Source organism: Bacillus sp. LH1 (assembly GCF_057924895.1).
Map to the genome: position 1 here is coordinate 5,179,311 of NZ_CM175007.1, position 21,776 is coordinate 5,201,086.

General features: G+C 38.1%; 28 protein-coding genes. 2 read left to right on the forward strand and 26 right to left on the reverse strand.

All coding sequences use genetic code 11. The features are described 5' to 3' along the window. Positions 1 to 3 precede the first annotated feature (3 nt). The 13 genes from atpH to ACX9TM_RS26860 form a co-directional block, all read right to left on the reverse strand. Positions 4 to 546, reverse strand: a complete 543-nt coding sequence (gene atpH / locus ACX9TM_RS26800) for a F0F1 ATP synthase subunit delta (protein WP_000064683.1) — start codon at positions 544 to 546, stop codon at positions 4 to 6. Continuing rightward, positions 543 to 1,049 (reverse strand): F0F1 ATP synthase subunit B, encoded by a 507-nt coding sequence (gene atpF, locus ACX9TM_RS26805; protein WP_001142624.1) that lies wholly within the window; start codon positions 1,047 to 1,049, stop codon positions 543 to 545. Before atpF ends, atpH begins: the two co-directional genes overlap by 4 nt. A gap of 129 nt (positions 1,050 to 1,178) precedes the next feature. Then, positions 1,179 to 1,397, reverse strand: coding sequence for a F0F1 ATP synthase subunit C (gene atpE, locus ACX9TM_RS26810; protein ID WP_000052064.1), 219 nt, complete (start codon positions 1,395 to 1,397; stop codon positions 1,179 to 1,181). A 56-nt stretch (positions 1,398 to 1,453) separates the two neighbouring features. Then, complete coding sequence (atpB, locus tag ACX9TM_RS26815) at positions 1,454 to 2,173, reverse strand: F0F1 ATP synthase subunit A (protein ID WP_000399871.1); 720 nt, start codon at positions 2,171 to 2,173, stop codon at positions 1,454 to 1,456. Positions 2,174 to 2,180: 7 nt separating this feature from the next. Further along, the gene (locus ACX9TM_RS26820) at positions 2,181 to 2,573 is read right to left on the reverse strand and encodes an ATP synthase subunit I (protein ID WP_000567600.1); all 393 of its coding nucleotides are present in this window, start codon (positions 2,571 to 2,573) and stop codon (positions 2,181 to 2,183) included. Further along, on the reverse strand, positions 2,573 to 2,797 hold the full coding sequence (locus ACX9TM_RS26825) for an AtpZ/AtpI family protein (protein ID WP_001171223.1): 225 nt from the start codon (positions 2,795 to 2,797) through the stop codon (positions 2,573 to 2,575). The genes ACX9TM_RS26820 and ACX9TM_RS26825 overlap by 1 nt, the downstream gene beginning before the upstream one ends. 26 nt (positions 2,798 to 2,823) lie before the next feature. Beyond that, a complete protein-coding gene (locus ACX9TM_RS26830; RefSeq protein WP_000232962.1) occupies positions 2,824 to 2,937 on the reverse strand; it encodes a DUF4024 domain-containing protein in 114 nt (37 codons plus the stop codon). A gap of 379 nt (positions 2,938 to 3,316) precedes the next feature. Continuing rightward, positions 3,317 to 3,946: a uracil phosphoribosyltransferase gene (gene upp, locus ACX9TM_RS26835; RefSeq protein ID WP_000517539.1), complete on the reverse strand. Its 630-nt coding sequence runs from the start codon at positions 3,944 to 3,946 to the stop codon at positions 3,317 to 3,319. A gap of 272 nt (positions 3,947 to 4,218) precedes the next feature. Then, a complete protein-coding gene (gene glyA, locus ACX9TM_RS26840; RefSeq protein WP_000349806.1) occupies positions 4,219 to 5,460 on the reverse strand; it encodes a serine hydroxymethyltransferase in 1,242 nt (413 codons plus the stop codon). A gap of 253 nt (positions 5,461 to 5,713) precedes the next feature. Further along, the gene (locus ACX9TM_RS26845; RefSeq protein ID WP_000136379.1) at positions 5,714 to 6,286 is read right to left on the reverse strand and encodes a TIGR01440 family protein; all 573 of its coding nucleotides are present in this window, start codon (positions 6,284 to 6,286) and stop codon (positions 5,714 to 5,716) included. Positions 6,287 to 6,352: 66 nt separating this feature from the next. Then, positions 6,353 to 6,796, reverse strand: coding sequence for a ribose 5-phosphate isomerase B (rpiB, locus tag ACX9TM_RS26850; protein ID WP_000869538.1), 444 nt, complete (start codon positions 6,794 to 6,796; stop codon positions 6,353 to 6,355). Positions 6,797 to 6,893: 97 nt separating this feature from the next. Continuing rightward, the gene (locus ACX9TM_RS26855; RefSeq protein ID WP_000832373.1) at positions 6,894 to 7,334 is read right to left on the reverse strand and encodes a low molecular weight protein arginine phosphatase; all 441 of its coding nucleotides are present in this window, start codon (positions 7,332 to 7,334) and stop codon (positions 6,894 to 6,896) included. A 242-nt stretch (positions 7,335 to 7,576) separates the two neighbouring features. Continuing rightward, a complete protein-coding gene (locus ACX9TM_RS26860; protein WP_000473665.1) occupies positions 7,577 to 8,074 on the reverse strand; it encodes a PTS sugar transporter subunit IIA in 498 nt (165 codons plus the stop codon). A gap of 386 nt (positions 8,075 to 8,460) precedes the next feature. Here ACX9TM_RS26860 and ACX9TM_RS26865 point away from each other — a divergent pair, with 386 nt between their 5' ends. Next, positions 8,461 to 8,847 carry a DoxX family protein gene (locus tag ACX9TM_RS26865; protein WP_000968616.1) on the forward strand — a complete coding sequence of 129 codons (387 nt, stop codon included), beginning with the start codon at positions 8,461 to 8,463 and terminating at the stop codon, positions 8,845 to 8,847. A 158-nt stretch (positions 8,848 to 9,005) separates the two neighbouring features. After that, positions 9,006 to 9,617 (forward strand): flavin reductase family protein, encoded by a 612-nt coding sequence (locus tag ACX9TM_RS26870; RefSeq protein WP_000949055.1) that lies wholly within the window; start codon positions 9,006 to 9,008, stop codon positions 9,615 to 9,617. 316 nt (positions 9,618 to 9,933) lie between these two features. Here the strand turns inward: ACX9TM_RS26870 and ACX9TM_RS26875 are convergent, their stop codons facing one another. The 13 genes from ACX9TM_RS26875 to murA form a co-directional block, all read right to left on the reverse strand. Continuing rightward, positions 9,934 to 10,212: a DUF3935 domain-containing protein gene (locus ACX9TM_RS26875; RefSeq protein WP_000197472.1), complete on the reverse strand. Its 279-nt coding sequence runs from the start codon at positions 10,210 to 10,212 to the stop codon at positions 9,934 to 9,936. 79 nt (positions 10,213 to 10,291) lie between these two features. Continuing rightward, on the reverse strand, positions 10,292 to 10,423 hold the full coding sequence (locus tag ACX9TM_RS26880) for a hypothetical protein (RefSeq protein WP_001037634.1): 132 nt from the start codon (positions 10,421 to 10,423) through the stop codon (positions 10,292 to 10,294). A gap of 19 nt (positions 10,424 to 10,442) precedes the next feature. Next, entirely contained in the window at positions 10,443 to 10,991 is a 549-nt protein-coding gene (locus ACX9TM_RS26885) for a manganese efflux pump MntP (RefSeq protein WP_000142475.1), read from the reverse strand. A 77-nt stretch (positions 10,992 to 11,068) separates the two neighbouring features. Further along, positions 11,069 to 12,109, reverse strand: coding sequence for an L-threonylcarbamoyladenylate synthase (locus ACX9TM_RS26890; protein WP_000557354.1), 1,041 nt, complete (start codon positions 12,107 to 12,109; stop codon positions 11,069 to 11,071). Between the two features lie 108 nt (positions 12,110 to 12,217). Next, positions 12,218 to 12,676 (reverse strand): GNAT family N-acetyltransferase, encoded by a 459-nt coding sequence (locus tag ACX9TM_RS26895; RefSeq protein ID WP_000758437.1) that lies wholly within the window; start codon positions 12,674 to 12,676, stop codon positions 12,218 to 12,220. A gap of 49 nt (positions 12,677 to 12,725) precedes the next feature. Then, positions 12,726 to 13,592 (reverse strand): stage II sporulation protein R, encoded by an 867-nt coding sequence (spoIIR, locus tag ACX9TM_RS26900; protein WP_065382051.1) that lies wholly within the window; start codon positions 13,590 to 13,592, stop codon positions 12,726 to 12,728. A 112-nt stretch (positions 13,593 to 13,704) separates the two neighbouring features. Further along, entirely contained in the window at positions 13,705 to 14,556 is an 852-nt protein-coding gene (gene prmC, locus ACX9TM_RS26905; protein ID WP_001267061.1) for a peptide chain release factor N(5)-glutamine methyltransferase, read from the reverse strand. Then, complete coding sequence (prfA, locus tag ACX9TM_RS26910; RefSeq protein WP_000887064.1) at positions 14,556 to 15,623, reverse strand: peptide chain release factor 1; 1,068 nt, start codon at positions 15,621 to 15,623, stop codon at positions 14,556 to 14,558. Before prfA ends, prmC begins: the two co-directional genes overlap by 1 nt. A gap of 513 nt (positions 15,624 to 16,136) precedes the next feature. Then, positions 16,137 to 16,724, reverse strand: coding sequence for a thymidine kinase (locus ACX9TM_RS26915; RefSeq protein ID WP_000280859.1), 588 nt, complete (start codon positions 16,722 to 16,724; stop codon positions 16,137 to 16,139). Positions 16,725 to 16,832: 108 nt separating this feature from the next. After that, complete coding sequence (locus ACX9TM_RS26920; RefSeq protein ID WP_000643433.1) at positions 16,833 to 17,078, reverse strand: type B 50S ribosomal protein L31; 246 nt, start codon at positions 17,076 to 17,078, stop codon at positions 16,833 to 16,835. A 499-nt stretch (positions 17,079 to 17,577) separates the two neighbouring features. Further along, entirely contained in the window at positions 17,578 to 18,849 is a 1,272-nt protein-coding gene (gene rho / locus ACX9TM_RS26925) for a transcription termination factor Rho (protein WP_001053903.1), read from the reverse strand. A 379-nt stretch (positions 18,850 to 19,228) separates the two neighbouring features. Next, on the reverse strand, positions 19,229 to 20,194 hold the full coding sequence (glpX, locus tag ACX9TM_RS26930) for a class II fructose-bisphosphatase (RefSeq protein WP_000442340.1): 966 nt from the start codon (positions 20,192 to 20,194) through the stop codon (positions 19,229 to 19,231). A gap of 116 nt (positions 20,195 to 20,310) precedes the next feature. Further along, positions 20,311 to 21,600, reverse strand: a complete 1,290-nt coding sequence (gene murA / locus ACX9TM_RS26935) for a UDP-N-acetylglucosamine 1-carboxyvinyltransferase (protein WP_000413254.1) — start codon at positions 21,598 to 21,600, stop codon at positions 20,311 to 20,313. Positions 21,601 to 21,776: the final 176 nt, after the last annotated feature.

The following is a 21,776-nucleotide window of genomic DNA, read 5'->3' on the forward strand; positions in this document are numbered from 1 at the left end:
CCCCTATCTATTCTTCATTAATTCACGCTGAATACGTGCTAATTTTCCTTGTAAACTTCCGTCATAAATGCGATTTCCAATACGTACTTTAATTCCGCCTAGTAAATCTTCATCTACAACATTTTTCACGCGAATTGCATCTTTTCCCGTTCTCTTTGCAAATGCTTCAGCAATGTTAAGCTTCTCTTCTTCTGATAGAAGACGAGTAGAATATACAGTTGCATCCGCTACGTTACGTTCTTCATTAGCAAGAACAACATATTCATCTGCAATTTCAGGTAAGATATCAATGCGTTTGTTATCAATTAAAATATATAACGTATTTAAAATAGATTCAGAAACAGATCCGAATACGTTTGCAAGAAACGTTTTCTTTTGTTCCTTTGAAATGTTCGGTTGCGTTAAAAAGCTATGTAGTTCTCCGTTCTTTACATAAACGTTTTGTACAAGGCGTAATTCCTCTTCAAACATTTCTAATACGTGTTTTTCTTTTGCAATTTTAAAAAGAGCGACAGCATAACGTTTTGCTACAATCCCATTGCTCATCGCGCTTCTCCTACTTCTTTAATATAATCGCGAATTAACTTCACTTGATCTTCTTCTTTTAATTCTTTTTCAATTACTTTAGAAGCAATTTGAACAGATAAAGAAGCGACTTGTTCTTGTAAAGCAGCAATTGCTTGCTCTTTTTCGCGTTGAATTTCTTGTACAGCAGATGCTTTAATTGATTCTGCTTCTTCTTTCGCAGCAGCAACAATAACATCCTTTTGATCTACAGCTTGCTTTTTCGCTCTTTCGATTAACTCTTGTGCTTCAACACGCGATTGTTTTAACATCTCACGTTGTTCTTCTACTAATTTCTTCGCTTCAGCATTATTTCTTTCTGCAGCGTCGATTTCATTAGCAACGTGCTCTTCACGTTCTTTCATAATTCCCATTAAAGGACCCCACGCAAATTTGCGTAGCATTACTAATAGAAGTAAGAAAATGAACAATGTATAAGCAATCGTTCCAAATGGAATGGAAGCTCCTAATAATAAAGTTGGCACAAGGATTCACTCCCTTCAAAATATCTAAATTGATCATATGAAAAAAAAAGACATACGTTTCGTTCATAAAGCAATGGCGAAGAAAGTTCGGAAAAACACTCTTCGCCATCTATGTAAGGGGAGTCTCCCTTATTTGTTCATTACGATGAATGCAATAACTACACCGATGATTGGAAGTGCCTCAACTAAAGCAACCCCGATGAACATAATTGTTTGAAGTGCGCCTTTTAATTCTGGTTGACGAGCAACACCTTCGATTGTACGTGATACGATAAGACCGTTACCAATACCTGCACCTAATGCTGATAAACCAATTGCAATTGCAGCTGCGATTACACCTAAACTCATTTAATTTGTCCTCCTTTGTATTATAAAAAAATAAATTTTTTCTTACTTAAATTATATTAATGGTCATGGCTTACTTTATGAGCCATATAAACCATCGTTAACATAACGAAAATAAATGCTTGGATTGATCCAACGAATACACTGAATCCCATCCATGCTAACATTGGTACAAGCGCACCTAATGCCCCAAGGACTGATGCTCCGCCCAACTTAGCAAGTAATCCTAATAAGATCTCACCTGCATAAATGTTACCAAATAAACGAAGACCTAACGTTAATGTGTTAGCAAACTCCTCAATAACCTTTAATGGGAATAAGAATTTCATAGGTTGGAAATAACCTTTTACGTACTCTTTCGTACCCTTCATCTTAATTCCATAATAATGGGTGAGGGTAACTACCATCACGGCTAATGTTAATGTAACTGCTGGATCAGACGTTGGTGATCTCCACCATGCAATATGTTCGCCAGCTTCAGTTGCTGAATACATGAATGGTAAACCAAGGAAGTTCGATACGATGATAAACATGATAAGCGTAACGCCAAGCGTTAAGAAACGTCCACCTGTTTTCCAGTCCATCGTACTATTGATAATCCCTTTCACGAAGTCAAACACCCATTCCATGAAGTTTTGCATCCCGGTTGGGCGAAGAGCTAAGCTGCGAGTTCCGATAACAGCGATTAAGAAAACAATAACTGCTGCTACAGTAACCATCATAACTGATGACAAATCGAACGTTAAACCTAGAAATTCAACTAATTTACCGTGTTCCACTAGTAATTCACCTCTCTTCCCTGCTCTTATACTCTAAATAAAGAAAATCTATGATCATGACAAGGTATCCTGTCAGCAATCCTACACCTAGGCCCCACATCGCGATTAACTCTTGATATTTGGCTGCAAATAAAATTAATAACCCAATCGTGGCGAATCTTGAATATGTACTTACCGCTGTTGCCTTGAACTTCACGTTTTCTCCATTTGTTACGCGATCTAGCAGCTTGTCTGTTCTACGTGCAATGATGCGCAAACTAAGAAAACTGAAAATCGTACCGATAATCAGTCCAAGAAATACATCCTTGTAAGAGGTAAATCCCCATCCTAGCACTAGAAGCGCAAGCAAGTAGTACATATATTTCTTTTGTCTTTGGACAAGTCCATGTACGTCTATCATCATTGCTCTCCCGAATAGTAATGTCGAATGAGTCGAATCATTGCGTATACCCCTGTTCCTAGTCCGAGTAATAACCCTATAATAAGAAACAACGGAAACGTTCCAACCTTATTATCAATCCACTGCCCACCAAAGATTCCAACAAGAATAGAACCGACTAATTGAGCAAGAATACCTGACATTAAAGCATAAGCTTTTATATGGCTGCGATCGTTTTTTTGCAAGGATTCATCCCTCCAATATGTAACCCTCATTCACGATGTGTTAATAATAACTCATTTTTTTGCATAAATCCTATACAAAACAAAAAGTTTACATTTTCGTCACGGAATAGATGTAATTTTGTCACTGAAAGCCCTACCATCTATCCCCGTTGTTAGCATACAATAGGGTATTAACAGTGTCAACGAGAAATCGTAAAAAATCTAAAAATTTGAGTATTAGGCATTTCCTCCCAAAAATGAAAACGTTCCCCTTCTAAATACTGGTTACATATATGCAATTTCTAACAGTTTTCTCTTTATAATAGAAGGAAATGTTCACAAGTTTGTCACTATTATATTTTCGAGATATAACGCTTTTCTTCCATAATATAGTGTTCCTCAGACGTAAGACTTCTATATTATATGTGAGGTGTATGCAACTTATGTTGTATATACGATGTATATTTATCCTCTCCCCCTCCCCTACTTGCTTACAGCAAAAAAGACGAGCTGGGGAATCTCCCCTGCTCGTCAGTTGTCTTACTTCGTTCCGAATAAACGGTCACCAGCATCACCAAGACCTGGTACTACATATCCGTGGTCATTTAATTTCTCATCTAATGCTGCTACATAAATATCAACATCAGGATGTTCTTCTTGTACTACTTTTACCCCTTCTGGAGCTGCAACGATACACATTAATTTAATTTGTTTCGCACCGCGCTTTTTCAGAGAGTTAATTGCTTCAGCCGCAGAACCACCTGTTGCTAGCATCGGATCTAGTACGATAAAGTCACGCTCTTCTACATCCGTTGGAAGTTTCACATAGTATTCTACCGGTTGCAATGTTTTAGGGTCACGGTATAAACCAACGTGTCCTACTTTTGCTGCTGGAATTAATTTCAGAATTCCATCAACCATTCCTAAACCTGCACGTAAAATCGGAATTAAACCAAGTTTTTTACCAGCGATCACTTTTGTTGTCGCTTTGCTTACAGGTGTTTCAATTTCAATGTCCTTAAGTGGAAGGTCGCGAGTAATTTCGAAAGCCATTAAGCTTGCTACTTCGTCCACTAATTCACGAAAATCTTTCGTACCTGTATTCTTATCGCGAATATATGTAATCTTATGTTGAATTAACGGGTGATCAAATACATACAGTTTTCCCATGTGAATCTCTCCTTTAGATGATATTCATGCGTTTGCACGCTTTTTTACACTATTTACGATTGTAAAGAAAACGCTACTAATATTCAAGGGCAAATTTGGCAAAATCATGATTTTACAATGAATCTATCTAGTATCTTTACCAATTATGGGAGCTGTATCCTTCATTATATCGCCAAAATTTATTCATCATTTGTATACATACTTTAAAAATAATATATGTCCAAAAAAAAGACCGCCAAAACAATTAAGTCTCAGCAGTCTTCTTCAATCTATTATAGATTTGGATACATTGGGAATTTGCTAGTTAACGCTTCTACACGCTTACGTACTTCTTCTAACGCAGCTTCATTTTCATGATTTTTTAATGTATAAGCAATAAGTGACGCAATTTCATCCATTTCTTCTAAACCGAAACCACGAGATGTTACAGCTGCTGTACCGATACGTACACCACTTGTTACAAATGGGCTTGCTGTTTCAAATGGAATTGTATTTTTGTTCACTGTAATACCAACTTCATCTAATACGTGCTCTGCTACTTTACCTGTGATTTCTAAGTTACGAACATCAATCAAGATTAAGTGATTGTCTGTTCCGCCAGAAACAAGTGTAAGTCCTTCTTTTTGAAGACCTTCAGCTAAGCGGTTCGCATTGTTAATGATATTTTGTGCATATGTTTTGAAATCATCTTGAAGTGCTTCACCAAATGCAACAGCTTTTGCAGCAATTACGTGCATAAGTGGACCACCTTGAATACCAGGGAAGATTGATTTATCAATTTGTTTTGCAAATTGCTCTTCACATAAAATCATACCACCACGCGGACCACGTAACGTTTTATGTGTTGTCGTTGTAACGAAATGTGCATGTGGTACTGGATTTGGATGTAAACCAGCAGCTACTAAACCTGCGATATGTGCCATATCAACCATTAAATAAGCGCCCACTTCATCTGCAATCTCACGGAATCGCTTGAAATCGATAACACGAGGGTATGCACTTGCACCTGCAACGATTAATTTTGGTTTATGTTCTTTCGCTTTTGCTAATACATCATCGTAATTAATACGGTGAGAGTCAGCATCCACGCCATATTCTACGAAATTATATTGTACTCCACTGAAGTTAACAGGGCTTCCGTGTGTTAAGTGACCACCATGAGATAAGTTCATACCAAGTACTGTATCGCCTTGCTCTAAAATCGTGAAGTATACTGCCATGTTCGCTTGTGCACCAGAGTGTGGTTGAACATTTACGTGCTCTGCGCCGAAAATTTCTTTCACGCGATCACGTGCGATATCTTCTACTACGTCTACGTGTTCACAGCCACCATAGTAACGTTTTCCAGGATATCCTTCAGCATACTTATTCGTTAAAACAGAACCTTGTGCCTCCATTACTGCTTCACTTACAAAGTTTTCCGAAGCAATTAACTCAATCTTTGAACGCTGTCTTCCTAGTTCTGCCTCAATTGCAGCAAATACCTTTTCATCTTGACGTTTTAAATGATCCACCAAAATCCCCCTTTTCTGAACGAATTACATCGATTCCCAACAGTTTTTTCTTATTTATTCAGAAAAAACGAAAATTCAGGTTGTAATTCTTTCGAACCTTCATGTTTTCAACTACATTCTAACATGACTTTCTATATCATAAAAGAAAAAAAAGACCGAAAATCGGTCTTTTCTTTCTACTATTATAAAGTCAGACAACATACCTTTTACCTTATGATAAACAGGTACTATATGACTTTCTAATTTCTCATATTTAACGGCAAGTGGTAGTCTCTTCCACTGCCGCATAGACAGCACGTGCTCCACCAATTAGTTTTCCACGTGTTTTGGCCATCGTTACATGCGCACTTCCAATTTCCTTCACACTTGTACGAACCGGAACAGCTACATGCTTTAAATGCATACCGATAAATGTATCACCAATATCCATTCCTGCATCAGCTTTAATAAACTCAACTACTACCGGATCTTTCAAATTGTGATACGCATATGTCCCCAATGCACCACCTGCTGATCTAACAGGCGTAACTGTTACAATTTCAAATTGATATTTTATCGCTACTTCTCTCTCAACTACTAAAGCACGGTTTAAATGCTCACAACATTGAAACGCTAATTCAATACCTGTTTGCTCTTGAAATTGTTTTAACTCAGAGAAAATCGCCTCTGCTACTTCCATCGTTCCTGATGTTCCAATTCTTTCGCCTAGCACTTCGCTCGTGCTACAACCCACTACAAAAATTTGACCGCTTTGTAATGAAGCTTGTTCTTGGAAATCAGAAAGCGACATTTGTAGCTGTTCTCTTACCTTTACGATTTCTGTCATTACGCCTCTTCCTTTCACAGGTTGGTTCACCAAATTATATTTCACACTACTGATAGTTAGAATCTATTACTTTGTTTCGTATGTTTTAATTTTTCCTACGCGGTTTTCGTGACGACCACCTTCATAATCAGTTGTTAACCAGATTTTCGCGATATCACGCGCTAGACCAGCACCAATTACACGCTCGCCCATTGCTAGCATGTTAGTGTCATTATGCTCTCTCGTCGCTTTCGCGCTGAAAGTATCATGAACTAACGCACAACGGATACCATTTACTTTGTTTGCTGCGATTGACATACCAATGCCTGTCCCACAAACTAAGATACCACGATCTACTTCACCATTCGCTACCATTTCAGCTGCTGGAAACGCAAAGTCAGGGTAATCAACAGAACCAGCTTCACATTCACAACCTAAATCAATATATTCAATATTTAACTCTTCTAATAAATTTACAAGTTCTTTGCGGATATTCATACCGCCGTGATCAGATGCTATTACTACTTTCATTTTTACCCCTCCAAAGTTTCAATCAATTATCTTCATTTCACACTCGCTACCTCATATAGGAAGAAGTGATCTCCAATATCGTATTATACACGAAACATCAACCTACTGAATGTTTTTTCAGTAAAGTTTGTACAAGTTTTTCCATCTCATCTAACGTTTCTTTATAAATAGAAAGCGAGCCTCCAAATGGATCTGAAATGTCCTTGCCTATACCTTCAGTTAATCCATATAACGTATTTAATTTCTTTTCAACGCTCGGATAATGCCCAAGTACAATTTGCTTATGGTTTTCTGTCATCGTTACGACAATATCAGCCCAATCAAGCAAAGTTTCATTTACTTGCTGCGCCGCATGATCAATTGAAATTCCTTTTTCAGCTAAAGCTTCCTTCGCATGTACCGATGCATCGCTCCCAGGATAGGCGAAAACACCAGCAGATTGCACTTCAAACTTATCTCCTCCGTGATGACGAAGCAACGCCTCAGCCATTGGACTACGACATGTATTGCCAGTACAAACAAATAACACTCGTTTCATTCAAACCCACCCCTATATTCGATTTCTTATCATTCATCATAACTTACATTAGAATAGAACAAAAGAAATGTGAATATACAAAAGGCGCATTTCTCTTATATTTTTTCTAAGAAAAATGCGCCTTATCCACATATATGTGAAACCCTATTTCCAAGTGCCTAGAGTATTTTAACATACATACTGAACACGCAACAAAAATAAGGAATCCATTTCATACGAAACGGATTCCTCTTATATTGCAATTATTTCATTGTAACTTTCATTACTTCTGTTGAACCTTTTGTAGCTGCTACGCCTACAGTTGTCTTAATAGACTCAGCTGCATCTGTGTTTGTAATAACAATTGGAGTAATTGTGCTTTTCGCTTTTTCACGGATTAATTCTAAGTCGAATGAGATTAATTTATCTCCAGCTTTTACAGCTTGGCCTTCAGAAACGTGAGCTTCGAAACCTTCACCTTCCATTTTTACAGTTTCTAATCCAACGTGGATTAAAATTTCTGTACCGTTTTTCGCTTTAATTCCGATAGCATGTTTTGTGTGGAATAATTGTACGATTTCACCATCAACTGGAGATACAACTACACCTTCAGTAGGATCAATTGCAACACCGTCACCCATCATACGACCAGCAAATACTGGATCTGGTACTTCTTCAATATTTTTCACTGCTCCAGTTAATGGAGCTACGATTGTTTCTTCATTTGTTTTTGAACCAAGACCGAATAATTTTTTAAACATAGGATAGTCCTCCTTATAATTTACCTAAAAGTTTATAGGGCAATCCCTAGTAAAACTCGGGATACATGTAAGACTTCATACTTCGAATATTATACTGTAAAAACGCTTTCGAAATAAATTATGTCATTACTAATAGACTCTTATTGTAGCGCTTCACAAAATTCCAGTCAATTCTGATTGTCTGAATAACAATAAGAAGTTAACTTCTATTTATATTTTCTCTTTTTTTGTCCAACTTGTCTAGAGGTCTTTACTACATTTTATTTTTTGTTGTTAATTTGTAAAATTTAATTCAAACTTTTTTCAAAATCCACTTGACTATAGTAAGTAACTATTTTATTATTACTTACGTAAGGTAAGTTAATAACTTTTAGGAGGTTTTAAAAATGATGGATTTCGGTCTACTTATTATTCGTCTTATTATAGGAATTACATTCATGGGTCATGGCGCTCAAAAATTATTTGGTTGGTTCGGCGGTTACGGTTTAAAAGGAACAGGTGGCTGGATGGAGTCAATCGGTTTACGTCCTGGTGTATTTATGGCATTTATGGCTGGCGCAACTGAATTACTAGGTGGTTTCTTATTCGCATCAGGTATTTTCATTGTAGTTGGTTCATTATTTATCGTTGGAACAATGTTAATGGCTATCTTCACTGTTCACGGAAAAAATGGTTACTGGGTAACACAAAACGGATATGAATATAACTTAATGTTAATCGCTGTCGCTGTTGGTGTAGCTTTAATTGGACCTGGCGCATACGTCTTACTTTAATTTTTATCTCAAATTTGAGATTCTTGAAAAAGAACTTACTTCATTACAATTGAAGTAAGTTCTTTTTATGAAACAAAATATTATTTCCAGCAGGATTTTCTCATCGTTATCTTGTAAACAAACAATAAGTATTCATATTTAGAAAGGGGATTACAAGCATGTTATCCATTAATCCAAATGAACAAACTGAAAAAGATAATTACAAATTACTTACCGGAAGTATCATCCCTCGTCCTGTCGCATTCGTTACTTCTGTAACAAAAGAAGGTGTACTAAACGGAGCACCATATAGTTATTTCAATATTGTCGCTGCTAATCCACCACTTATCTCAGTATCTGTACAACGAAAAGCAGGAGAAAGAAAGGACACTTCCCGAAACGCAATTGAAAAAGGAGAATTTGTCGTACATATTTCTGACGAATCATATGTAGCAGCAATTAACGAAACAGCAGCTAACCTCCCGCCAAATGAAAGTGAAATTGAACTAGCAAAACTAACACCAATCGAAAGTGAAGTCATCTCTGTTCCAGGTGTAAAAGAAGCAAATATTCGAATGGAATGCGTATTAGAACGTGCAATTCCACTTGGCGGAACGGAAGACTCACCAGCTTGTGATCTACTAATTGGACGCGTCGTTCGTTTCCACGTTGCCGAACATCTATATGAAAAAGGGCGCATTCACGCAGAAGGACTCAAACCAATAAGCCGCCTAGCAGGACACAACTATGCAAAATTAGGAGAACAATTTGAATTAGTTAGGCCAGTTTAAAAGTGGAAGTGGCCCGTTTAGCTCTGACCAGCTAAGGTTCTCTCGCACAAAAGGTGCTTTTTACCTTTCGTGCGGGAGGTTCTTAGATGCGAAGAGCTGGCCACTGGAACTGGATAATATCTAAAAGCGGAAGCGGCTCGTTCAGAATGGGAGGAGGATGGAGCTTCTGACGTAGAGGCGCTTTTTGCCTCACAGGAAGACGCGAAGCCACCGACCATTCTAGCCGCTGAAGCTGGATAATATCTAAAAGTGGAGGCAGCTAGATTCCTCCCATCACTCAAATATAAAATCCCCTGCTTTTTAGCAGGGGATTTTATCATTGTAATTCTTCCTTCTTTTCCTCTAAAGTAGGCATTTTCTCTTTTTTCGGCTTCCCTAGCTTAATTACGAAGAAGTATAGGGAAAGCAATGTAATAAGAAAAACAATTAAAAACGGGTACGGAGAGTAAAAAGCACGCGCCGCCTCAGTCTTTCCCGCAACAAATTTCAATGACTCAATATCTAAAAACTCAGCAAACATTTGTACACCGAGCATACTAAACCAAAAAACAAAAAAACTAATAATAATACCAAAAACTTGCTTCAATCTCGTCATTCATCTCATCCTTTCTATATCTGTAATTTTTAGCGTAATAAATATAGTACAAACAAAATATTCACAGAAAGGAACTATCTCACCATTCACGAATTAACTTAATCCAACCTAACATCGAAATTTGCAAAATAATACCCCAAATTATAAGTCTTCTTAGCCATCGAGGAAAGAAGGTTAAAAATTTAACATACCATTCCAATAGCTTGTTCATAATTCCCTCCTACATAAAATTATATAGGAAAAAGGATATATAATCCAAACCCAACCAAAATGATACCACCTACTATCTCACCGTATGTACCGAGCATATCTTTCGCATGTCTCCCAATTAATAAACCAATCCACGCTAATAACATGCTAACAAATCCAAACAGTAAAATCGTAATAATTGTCTGTGCCCCATAAATACCAAGACTAAGCCCTACTGAGAAACTATCTATACTGACGCCAAATGCAAATACGAATAAACTAATTCCAATAGGGGCAGTTCTAGTCTCTTCATTTTGTAAAATGGTCGAATATACGATATAAAACCCTAGTCCGATTAATAAAATAGCACCCGCAAAATGTGCGATATCTCCATATTTCTCTGATAAAAAACGACCTAGTACCATTCCTATAAACGGCATAATAATATGAAATATCCCTATCGTCATACCAATATACAGGATTTGTCTTAACTTTAGGGGCATCATCCCCATACCAAGACTCACCGAGAACGCATCCATCCCTAAGGCGAATGCCATAATTATTAAAGGTATTAGCTGTTCAAACGTCATTCATGCCCCTCCTTGGACGTGCTACTTCAAAATATGCTTATCCAAGGAGAAATATTCTGTTTGCTAATCTTACCTTATCATTCAATAATAATATGATGTCCTGCCGCTTTTGTTAAACGATTCATAATTGCATTCCCTATTCCTTCATTAGGGAATGACTCACTAAAAATAACATCCACTTCACTTGCATCAAATGTTCTAAGTACATCATATAATTTAGTCGCAACGCTAGCTAAGTCACTTCTAACACCACAAGATAATATAACATCTGCACTATATACATACTGGTACTCTTCTGTCGTTAATACGCCTACTTTAAATCCTTCTTTCTTTTTCTCATCCACAAGATGCTGAATAAACTCACGTGAGCCCTCAACAATACTAAGTGGTGCTTTCGGCGCATAATGTGTGTATTTCATTCCAGGCGATTTCGGTTTTTCCTTCTCATCCTTTAAAGCTGGATCTAAAGAAACAGTACCTATCACCGCTTCTAATTGTTCTTTCGTAATCCCACCTGGACGTAATATTGTTGGAACCGTGCTTGTACAATCAATTACAGTTGATTCAACGCCTACTCCAGTTGCACCACCATCAACAATACCTGCAATCTTCCCATTCAAATCTTCATATACGTGAGAAGCTAATGTTGGACTTGGACGCCCTGAACGATTCGCACTTGGTGCCGCAACAGGTACATTCGCCTCTTCAATAAGAGCAAGTGCAATTGGATGATCAGGCATTCTTACTCCAACCGTATTAAGTCCTGCCGTCACCTTCTCTGAAATTCCTTCTTTTCTCGGCAAAATAATTGTTAATGGTCCTGGCCAAAAATGCGCCATTAACTTCTCTGCAACTGGTGGAATTTCTTTCACAATCCCATCTAACTGAGATTTTGTACCTATGTGGACAATGAGTGGATTATCACTCGGTCTTCCTTTCGCTTCGAAAATTTTCGCGATTGCTTCATCATCCATCGCGTTTGCCCCTAACCCATATACTGTTTCCGTAGGGAAAGCAACCGCCTCATTTTCTCTTAATAATTTTGCTGCTTCTTGTAACTGTGGATAATATTTTTTTCTTTCCACAACATTATCCACAACCCACATATTTGTATGCATTTTTTTCCACGTCCTTTTCTAGCCTTAAATACTTGTCTATTTTTAGTTTACTATGAGATTTATCCAAAAGACAAACAAGGTTTATCCACAAAATGTGGATAAACCTAATTAATCCGTGGATAACTTTGTGAATAGCTGACAATTTAGTATTATTGCATTCTGCTCTTTTATATTTTTACAAAAATGTTCTAGCTGTTGAATTCCCTCTGGAACCTCATCCTTTTCTATAGTAAAAAAGTCAAAGAACTGAAAGATCGGTACAGATTGTGGATGATTTGTTAGTAAGTACAATTGTTGAACACTTTTTTCTTTCATATACTGCAAAAACATTTCAAAAAAATATAAGAAAGTCTGTTTATCCACATGAGGTGTGAATAAACAAGAACGAATAAGTACATCTTCCCCACTTTGTTCATAACCAATTACAGCTCGTATTTCTTCCGCCTCTTCCAAAATCATAAATTGTGCGTACAACTCATTTATTTTATCATCTTTTTTATTAGCTTGTCCGAAAAAAGAATGTAATCTTTCCACATCTGCTTTCGTAGCAAAATACACTTTCTTCATAATAAATCCCTCCTCATTTTTATATATGAGGAGGGATTTATTAATAGTACTATTTAGAGAATAAAGATGTAAAAGCTTCTACAATAAACAATTTAACTTCTGGCTTTTCTTCTTCCTCTTCTACTTTTACATACTCATTTTGCTTTTCTTGTTTTTTCTCCACAGGTTTCTCCACTTTTTCCACATTTTTTGTTTCTTCTTTACTTACAGGCTGCTCTTCGACTTTTGTTTCATTTTTCACTACTTTCTTTTCAGAAGCTGTTACTTTTTTTACTGCTTCCCGCTTTACAACTTTCGTTTCTTTTACCTCATCCTCTTTTTTCTCTTCTACATTTACTACTTCTTCATTATCTATTTGTTTTACTTGCTCCTCTTCAGGAGATTCAGCCTTCACAACATGTTCTTCTTTCCTTACAGCTGTACCACTTGAAAAATCTAAGAAACACATCGGTGGAAATAATACACACCACCAGTTTGCCCCTTCACCTTCCCCAATTGTAATTAAGACTGCTTCATATTCCCCTGCCGGATAAATAAAATTCCCATATACCTTTGTAGGAAACTTAACATTCTTACTAAATTTCACTTGAAATGAATCTTTACTTCCTTCTCTTTTTAACGTATTTTCCACCGTTTTCTCGATTTCTGGAATATGACTTTGAATTACTTTGCGTGCCTCTTCAAATGAAGTTAAATCCGCTACCCATCCATCAATTTGTGCTTTTACTTCATCACGCACTTTACGCTTCAATGCCTGGTCTTTATCTGAATCACTATTTGCTAAAATTCGTAATCGAACGGCCTCTTTCGGAATAACTGAAGGCCCTTTCGCATCAGCTTTCATATATCCAAACTGCACAAGTAACTGTGCACCAATTAATAGTATAAGAAGATAAGCAATAACTTGTTTTTTCATTTCCTCCACCGTCCCTTCTACAAACAGTGTGGACAGACTTTCATCTTTCTAAACTATTAAATTCAAAATCTATATGAATTTTCCCACAAAAAAATAGAGTAAGGTGTGAACCTTACTCCATCTCTGCAAATACCATACGATCTTTTCCGTTAATATCGAAAACAACCTCAACATGAGCATGTGGAAAAGCTTGTTGTAACAATCTTTTTACATCCTCACCTTGTCCTACTCCAATTTCAAACGCCACAATCGCTTTCTTCTGCAACACATTCGGCAATTCTTCCATAAAACGGCGATAGAAATCTAATCCGTCTTCACCACCAACAAGTGCTCTCTTCGGCTCATGCTCTTTCACAACAGGAGAAAGACCACGCCAATCCTCTTCCGGTATATATGGAGGATTTGAAACAACAACATCTAGCTTTTGACCCGTTTTATGAAATGGTGACAATAAATCACCGTGATAGAACGTTACTTCTGCACCTAAAGCTTTTGCATTTTCTTTTGCAACTTCAATCGACTCTTGTGCAATATCTACTGTATACACATGAAGATTTTTATTTTCTAAAGCAAGCGTAATAGAAATCGCTCCACTACCTGTACCTATATCTGCTACATGTAGTTTCTCATCACCAAAATGGCGCTCGATTCTTTCTAATACTCCCACTATAAGCTCTTCTGTTTCCGGCCTTGGTATTAATACTTCTTCATTCACAAAGAAAGACCGTCCATAAAATATTTCATAACCAATCATATATTGAATAGGAATACCTTCTACATGCTTATGGATAAACTCCGTAAAGCTTTTCTCTTGTTCCTCAGTTATTTCTTCACGCATATTCATAAGTAATCCTGTTCTGTTCACCTTTAATACATGACAAAGGACAATTTCTCCCGCATTTTCATCTCGTCCATTTTCCTGTAAAAAAGAAGAAGCCCATTTCAGGGCTTCATAGACACGCATTACTCAGCTGCCTCCATCTTTTGAGCCTGATCTTCCATCACTAAGGCATTGATGAAATCATCTAACTTACCTTGTAAGATTTGATCTAGCTTTTGAATCGTTAAACCGATTCGATGGTCTGTAACACGGTTTTGCGGGAAGTTATACGTACGAATACGCTCTGAACGATCTCCCGTACCAACAGCTTGTTTACGGTTTTGATCATACTCAGCTTGCGCTTCTTGTCTAAACTTATCATAAACACGTGCGCGTAATACTTTCATCGCTTTTTCTTTATTCTTGATCTGTGATTTCTCATCCTGACAAGATACAACTACACCAGTCGGTAAATGCGTTAAACGCACCGCTGACATCGTTGTATTAACGCTCTGTCCACCAGGTCCACTAGAAGCGAATGTATCAACACGAACATCTTTCTCATGAATATCAATTTCTACTTCTTCTGCCTCTGGTAATACAGCTACAGTTGCTGTAGATGTATGAATACGTCCACCAGATTCCGTTTCAGGAACACGTTGTACACGGTGAGCACCATTCTCGAATTTCAGCTTCGCGAAAGCACCTTTACCATTAATCATAAAGATAATCTCTTTATATCCACCTAACTCTGTATAGCTAGCCTCAATAATCTCCGTTTTCCAGCCCTGTACCTCAGCGTAACGGCTATACATACGGTATAAGTCACCAGCAAATAAAGCTGCCTCGTCTCCACCAGCAGCTCCACGAACCTCAACGATAACGTTCTTATCATCATTAGGGTCTTTTGGAACAAGTAAAATTTTCAGACGCTCTGATAATGTTTTATCTTGTGATTCTAACTCAGAAACTTCTTCTTTTACCATTTCACGCATTTCTGCGTCTAACTTATCTTCTAACATTGCTTTCGCATCTTTTAATTGCTCACGAACATCCTTATACTCACGATACACCTCTACCGTTTCCTGTATATCAGACTGTTCCTTTGAATATTCACGAAGCTTATTTGAATCACTAATAATCGCTGGATCACTTAACAATTCATTTAACTTCTCATAACGATTTTCTACAGCTTGCAAACGATCTAACACATCATTCACCTCTACATCCTAGTATCTAATACAAATAGTATATGGTACTTACTCAAAAAAACGCAAATTATATTTAAAAGTGGTGGTGGCTTGTTCAGCTCTGACCAGCTAAGGTTCTTTCGACCTAAAGGTGCTTTTTACCTTTCGGGCGGAAGGTTCTTAGATGCGAAGAGCTAGCCACCAGAACTAGATATATTTAAAAGCGCAAGCGGCTCGCTCAGAATCGCAGGCCATTGGAGCTCTCGACCTTGAAGCGCTTTTTGCTTCGAGCGAGAGAGCGAAATGGCCTGCGATTCTAGCCGCTGGAGCTAGATAATATATTTAAAAGTGGCAGTGGCTCTTTCAGCTCTGACCAGCTAAGGTTCTCTCGCACAGAAGACGTTTTTTGTCTTCTCGTGCGGGAGGTTCTTAAACGCAAGGACCTAGGAGGCGGAGCTAGATAATATCTAAAAGCAGCGGATCACACCACTCACACTCTCTATTTTGAAAAAAACCCGCCTTGCGCAGCGAGTTTTACTTATCTTTGTTTGCAGGTACTGCATGACAATGACGACAACGTGGTTCATACGATTCTGAAGCTCCAACTAAAATAATTGGATCATCAAATGCCGCTGGTTCTCCATCAATTAATCGTTGTGTACGACTTGCTGGAGATCCACATACAGAACATACTGCTTGTAGTTTTGTCACATGTTCAGCAATCGCCATCAGCTGAGGAACTTGTCCAAATGGTAGACCACGGAAATCTTGGTCTAAACCAGCTACAATGACACGATAGCCACGATTTGCCAATACTTGCACCACTTCCACAATGTCCCCATCAAAAAATTGCACCTCATCGATTGCAATAACATCCAGCTCTTCTGTAATATGTTCAAATATATCCTTTGAAGCTGAAACAGGAACTGCTTTTACCTTTAATCCGTTATGTGATACAACATCTTCTTCACTATATCGATTATCAATACATGGTTTAAATACAATTGCATGTTGTTTTGCAAATTGCGTACGGCGCACACGGCGGATTAGCTCTTCTGACTTGCCAGAAAACATACTACCGCAAATCACTTCAATCCAGCCATTTTGATTTATTAAGTACATGAAGCTCTCCTTTCATCTACTTTTCAGTTAAAAGTAGGGTAAAGGTATAATATTTTCGCAAAAAAAACAGACAAGCGAATACATACACTTGCCTGTTTTATGTTTTTATTACTTAAGACCGTATTTCTTATTGAAGCGGTCAACGCGTCCGTCTGCAGTAGCAAACTTCTGACGTCCAGTGTAGAATGGGTGAGAATCAGAACTGATCTCAACTTTTAGTAATGGATAAGTGTTACCATCTTCCCACTCAACAGTTTCGTTAGATCCTTTAGTAGATCCGCTTAAGAATTTGAAGCCTGTGTTTGTGTCCATGAATACAACTTTCTTGTAATCTGGGTGAATTCCTGCTTTCATTCTTTTCATCTCCTTCCGCCCTGAATCATTTTCGAAACAGAGTTTTTCATCTTCAGCTGCATACACAACTATATTGATGAAACACATATGATGAAATTATAACAAGGCTAACTTCATTTTGCAACTACCTGTTTTTGTCTTTTGAAATTAAAAGTGTAGACGGCTCGTTTAGCTCTGACCGGCTAAGGTTCTCTCGCCCTAAAGGTGCTTTTTACCTTTAGGGCGAGAGGTTCTTAGACACGAAGAGCTAGCCGTCGGAACTAGATACAATTTAAAAGCAGAAGCGGCTCGTTCAGAATGGGAGGGGATGGAGCTTCTGACGTAGAGGTGCTTTTTACCTTGTAGGAAGACGCGAAGCCACCGACCATTCTAGCCGCTGGAGGGAGCTCATCCAGCTCTGACTAACTCAGGTTCTTTCACTTATTTCTCTCTTTAATATCACCTAAACAGCATAAAAAACTCGCTTACTATAAAATAAGCGAGTCTTGATTTTTTCCCTTTACTTAGTTGTTACATACCTTTTCGAGTCTGCAACAATGTTTTGTAAAAACTCTTCATTTGTCTTCGTTTGACGAAGCTTACGTAAGAAACTTTCAACAAAGTCTGGTGTATCACGCATTGTCTTACGAATGCCCCATAACTTGTCTAAATGTTCTTTTGGAATTAATAGATCTTCTTTACGTGTACCAGAACGACGAATATCAATCGCTGGGAAGATACGACGTTCAGCTAATGAACGATCTAAGTGAAGTTCCATATTTCCAGTTCCTTTAAATTCCTCGTAAATAACATCGTCCATACGTGATCCTGTATCAACAAGGGCTGTTGCTAAAATTGTTAAGCTACCGCCTTCTTCAATATTACGTGCAGCTCCAAAGAAACGCTTCGGTCTATGGAAGGCAGCTGGATCGATACCACCTGATAATGTTCTACCACTTGGTGGAATAACGAGGTTGTAAGCTCGAGCTAAACGGGTAATACTATCCATTAAAATGATAACATCTTTCTTGTGCTCTACAAGACGCATCGCACGTTCTAACACAAGCTCAGCTACTTTAATATGATTTTCTGGTACTTCATCAAAAGTAGAACTTACAACATCTCCTTTAACAGAACGTTCAATGTCTGTTACTTCCTCTGGACGCTCATCAATTAAAAGTACAATTAGTTCTGCTTCCGGATGATTTGTTGTAACACTGTGCGCGATTTCTTTTAATAGACTTGTTTTACCAGCCTTTGGAGGCGCAACAATTAAACCACGTTGTCCAAATCCAACTGGTGCGATTAAATCCATGATGCGTGTCGGTAACTTTTTCGGTTCCGTTTCCAATTTCATTTGGCGATCTGGGTATAATGGTGTTAATGCAGGGAAATGCACACGCTCTTTTGCTGAATCTGGATCATCTCCGTTTACAGCTTCAACTTGTAATAACCCAAAATAGCGTTCATTTTCTTTCGGAGGTCGTACTTTACCAGAAACCTTATCTCCATTACGTAAATCGAAACGACGAATTTGCGAAGCTGAGATATAAATATCTTCTGAGCTTGGAGAATAGTTGATAGGACGTAGGAATCCAAATCCTTCTGATTGAATAATTTCTAATACGCCTTCCATGAAAAAGAAACCTTCTTTTTCTGCTCGAGCTTTCAAAATAGAAAAAATCAGCTCTTTTTTCGTTAACTTGCTATAATACGAAATCTTAAATTCTTTCGCAAGCTCGTATAACTCTTTTAATTTCATGTTTTCTAATGCTGCAATTGACAAATTCATTCAGACACCACACTTTAACGTTATTCTCTTTTTTCATGGGTAAAGGGAAAAAATACGGAAGGCAAATAATTAATAATGAAAGGCAATAAGTTCAAGTAGGGTAATATTCACTATTGTAACCCTTTTATCTAGTTTTAATCAATACGTTGGAACACAAATACAAGAAGCGAAGACAAGAAAATTTGTCTTCGCTTCTTATTTAATTTAGTTCCAGCTCCGATAGTTAGAAAGATCGACCATTTTAACCTTTCTGAAGGAGCTGCTTACGCTTTTTATTTAATCCAGCTCCGGTCATTTTACTCTCTCACTCGAAGCAAAGAGCGCTTCAAGGTCGAGAGTTGAAAGTTTCCTGCGATTCTGAGCGAGCCGCTTCCACCTTTTACTTAATAACCAAGTTCGGTTTTTTATTTAAGCTATGACGACCATCTACGAAGCGAACTGTGCCTGATTTTGCGCGCATAACAAGGGATTGCGTTGTTCCTACGCTACCTTTAAATTGAACACCGCGTAATAGTTCTCCATCTGTTACGCCTGTTGCTGCAAAGATTGCATCGTCACCTTTTACTAAGTCCTCCATGCGAAGGATACGATTAATGTCTTCTATGCCCATTTTTTTACAACGTGCTAATTCAGCTTCGTTTTGTGGCAATAGTTTTCCGTGAATTTCTCCACCTAAACATTTTAAAGCAACTGCTGCTAATACACCTTCAGGTGCTCCACCAGATCCAAATAAAATATCTACACCTGTACGATCAAACGCTGTATTAATCGCTCCAGCTACATCTCCATCATTAATCAATTTAATGCGCGCACCAGCTTTACGAATTTCTTCAATAATTTCTTGATGACGTGGACGATTTAAAACTGTCGCTACAACATCTTCAATATCTTTATTTTTCGCTTTCGCAACTGCACGTAAGTTATCAATAATAGGCGCATCAATGTCGACCGCCCCAACTGCTTCTGGGCCAACCGCGATTTTATCCATGTACATGTCAGGGGCATGTAACAAATTACCGTGGTCTGCAATTGCAATGACAGCAAGAGCATTCCAGCCACCAGCTGCTACGATGTTTGTCCCTTCTAAAGGATCAACCGCAACGTCTACACGTGGTCCATATCCTGTACCTAATTTCTCTCCGATATATAGCATTGGTGCTTCATCCATCTCACCTTCACCAATTACAACTGTACCTTTCATCGGAATTGTATCAAATACATCACGCATAGCTGATGTTGCTGCACCGTCTGCCTCATCCTTTTTCCCGCGCCCCATCCAACGCGCTGATGATAAAGCTGCAGCCTCTGTTACACGTACTAACTCCATAGATAAACTTCTTTCCACGATAATCCCTCTCCTTTAAGCCTTTATATTTCTGCCGTATTTTGTGAACCGTGTTTTTCTATAAAGTGTACTTCCGCAAGTAGTGATGCTTCGCTTCCCCCTTGCGGAAGTATCACTTATGCGTTCTTCATTTCTTCAATTTCTTGCTTTGTCATTTGTTCTCGCCAAATGTTTGCACCAAGCCCTTTAAGCTTGTCCACTATATTCTCATAACCTCGATCAATATGCTCAAGTCCTGTTACTTCTGTAATTCCATCTGCCATTAACCCTGCAATAACAAGTGCCGCTCCTGCTCGTAAATCACTCGCCTTCACTTTTGCACCTTGCAGTAACACAGGACCAGTTACAATTGCCGAACGACCCTCTACTTTAATTTGAGCATTCATACGACGTAATTCATCAATGTGTTTAAAACGGGCACCGTAAATTGTATCTGTTACAACTCCCGTCCCGTGTGCCTTTGTTAAAAGCGTCGTAAACGGCTGTTGTAAATCCGTTGGAAAACCTGGATATACAAGCGTTTTGATATCAACTACTTTTAACTTTCTATTACCGTTCACCGTAATTTGATCATCGTTCGTTTCAACTTGAACACCAGCTTCTCTTAGCTTTGCAGTAACTGATTCTAAATGCTGAGGAATAACGTTATCAACCGTTACTTCTCCTCCTGATGCAGCTCCTAGAATCATATACGTACCAGCTTCAATACGATCTGGGATGATAGTATGGTGACAACCATGTAAAGAGTCAACACCATCTATTCGGATTACGTCAGTACCAGCACCTTTAATACGTGCTCCCATGCTTGTTAACAATGTAGCTACATCAATGATCTCAGGCTCTTTCGCTGCATTTTCAATAACAGTTCTACCTTTCGCTCGTACAGCTGCTAGCATAATATTAATCGTAGCTCCTACACTAACAACATCTAAATAAATACGTGCCCCGCGTAGCTCATCTGCTCTTAAATAGATGGCACCTTGTTCATTCGTAACATGTGCACCTAGCGCTTCAAACCCTTTAATATGCTGATCAATCGGCCTCGGTCCTAAATGACATCCACCCGGAAGCCCAATAACAGCTTTTTTAAAACGGCCAAGCATTGCACCCATTAAATAATAAGAAGCGCGCAATTTTTTCACTTTTCCATTTGGCAAAGGCATTGCAACCATGTTAGAAGGATCGACTACCATCTCTTCCTCCTGTCCATAAGTTACTTTCCCTCCAATTTCCTCTAGTAAGTCTCCTAACATTTTCACGTCCGAAATATTAGGGACACCACCAATAGTTACTGGAGTATCTGCTAAAATTGTCGCTGGAATTAATGCAACGGCACTGTTCTTTGCACCACTTACTCGAATTGTTCCATTTAAAGCTCTTCCGCCTTCAATTAGCAATTTTTCCATATTGAGCTCCCTTCTTGTGAATGTATTTACTTTCTATCTTTTTATAGAAAGCTCCCCTTAAGAATCTCAATTACTCTTTCCATCCCAAAACTCAATAAATAGGAAACCATTATCTTCATTTCTCCTGTAGCACGAATAGATAAAGATCAACTATTCATCGAATTTACTTTATCAAT

What these genes read in the sequence shown, in the direction of transcription:
- atpH (WP_000064683.1), bottom strand. Translation starts at nt 546, where the DNA reads ATGAGCAATGGGATTGTAGCAAAACGTTATGCTGTCGCTCTTTTTAAA.
- atpE (WP_000052064.1), bottom strand. Translation starts at nt 1,397, where the DNA reads ATGAGTTTAGGTGTAATCGCAGCTGCAATTGCAATTGGTTTATCAGCA.
- ACX9TM_RS26820 (WP_000567600.1), bottom strand. Translation starts at nt 2,573, where the DNA reads ATGATAGACGTACATGGACTTGTCCAAAGACAAAAGAAATATATGTAC.
- ACX9TM_RS26830 (WP_000232962.1), bottom strand. Translation starts at nt 2,937, where the DNA reads ATGGTAGGGCTTTCAGTGACAAAATTACATCTATTCCGTGACGAAAAT.
- upp (WP_000517539.1), bottom strand. Translation starts at nt 3,946, where the DNA reads ATGGGAAAACTGTATGTATTTGATCACCCGTTAATTCAACATAAGATT.
- ACX9TM_RS26845 (WP_000136379.1), bottom strand. Translation starts at nt 6,286, where the DNA reads ATGACAGAAATCGTAAAGGTAAGAGAACAGCTACAAATGTCGCTTTCT.
- rpiB (WP_000869538.1), bottom strand. Translation starts at nt 6,796, where the DNA reads ATGAAAGTAGTAATAGCATCTGATCACGGCGGTATGAATATCCGCAAA.
- ACX9TM_RS26855 (WP_000832373.1), bottom strand. Translation starts at nt 7,334, where the DNA reads ATGAAACGAGTGTTATTTGTTTGTACTGGCAATACATGTCGTAGTCCA.
- ACX9TM_RS26860 (WP_000473665.1), bottom strand. Translation starts at nt 8,074, where the DNA reads ATGTTTAAAAAATTATTCGGTCTTGGTTCAAAAACAAATGAAGAAACA.
- ACX9TM_RS26865 (WP_000968616.1), top strand. Translation starts at nt 8,461, where the DNA reads ATGATGGATTTCGGTCTACTTATTATTCGTCTTATTATAGGAATTACA.
- ACX9TM_RS26870 (WP_000949055.1), top strand. Translation starts at nt 9,006, where the DNA reads ATGTTATCCATTAATCCAAATGAACAAACTGAAAAAGATAATTACAAA.
- ACX9TM_RS26875 (WP_000197472.1), bottom strand. Translation starts at nt 10,212, where the DNA reads ATGACGAGATTGAAGCAAGTTTTTGGTATTATTATTAGTTTTTTTGTT.
- ACX9TM_RS26880 (WP_001037634.1), bottom strand. Translation starts at nt 10,423, where the DNA reads ATGAACAAGCTATTGGAATGGTATGTTAAATTTTTAACCTTCTTTCCT.
- ACX9TM_RS26885 (WP_000142475.1), bottom strand. Translation starts at nt 10,991, where the DNA reads ATGACGTTTGAACAGCTAATACCTTTAATAATTATGGCATTCGCCTTA.
- ACX9TM_RS26890 (WP_000557354.1), bottom strand. Translation starts at nt 12,109, where the DNA reads ATGCATACAAATATGTGGGTTGTGGATAATGTTGTGGAAAGAAAAAAA.
- ACX9TM_RS26895 (WP_000758437.1), bottom strand. Translation starts at nt 12,676, where the DNA reads ATGAAGAAAGTGTATTTTGCTACGAAAGCAGATGTGGAAAGATTACAT.
- spoIIR (WP_065382051.1), bottom strand. Translation starts at nt 13,592, where the DNA reads ATGAAAAAACAAGTTATTGCTTATCTTCTTATACTATTAATTGGTGCA.
- prmC (WP_001267061.1), bottom strand. Translation starts at nt 14,556, where the DNA reads ATGCGTGTCTATGAAGCCCTGAAATGGGCTTCTTCTTTTTTACAGGAA.
- ACX9TM_RS26915 (WP_000280859.1), bottom strand. Translation starts at nt 16,724, where the DNA reads ATGTACTTAATAAATCAAAATGGCTGGATTGAAGTGATTTGCGGTAGT.
- ACX9TM_RS26920 (WP_000643433.1), bottom strand. Translation starts at nt 17,078, where the DNA reads ATGAAAGCAGGAATTCACCCAGATTACAAGAAAGTTGTATTCATGGAC.
- rho (WP_001053903.1), bottom strand. Translation starts at nt 18,849, where the DNA reads ATGAATTTGTCAATTGCAGCATTAGAAAACATGAAATTAAAAGAGTTA.
- murA (WP_000413254.1), bottom strand. Translation starts at nt 21,600, where the DNA reads ATGGAAAAATTGCTAATTGAAGGCGGAAGAGCTTTAAATGGAACAATT.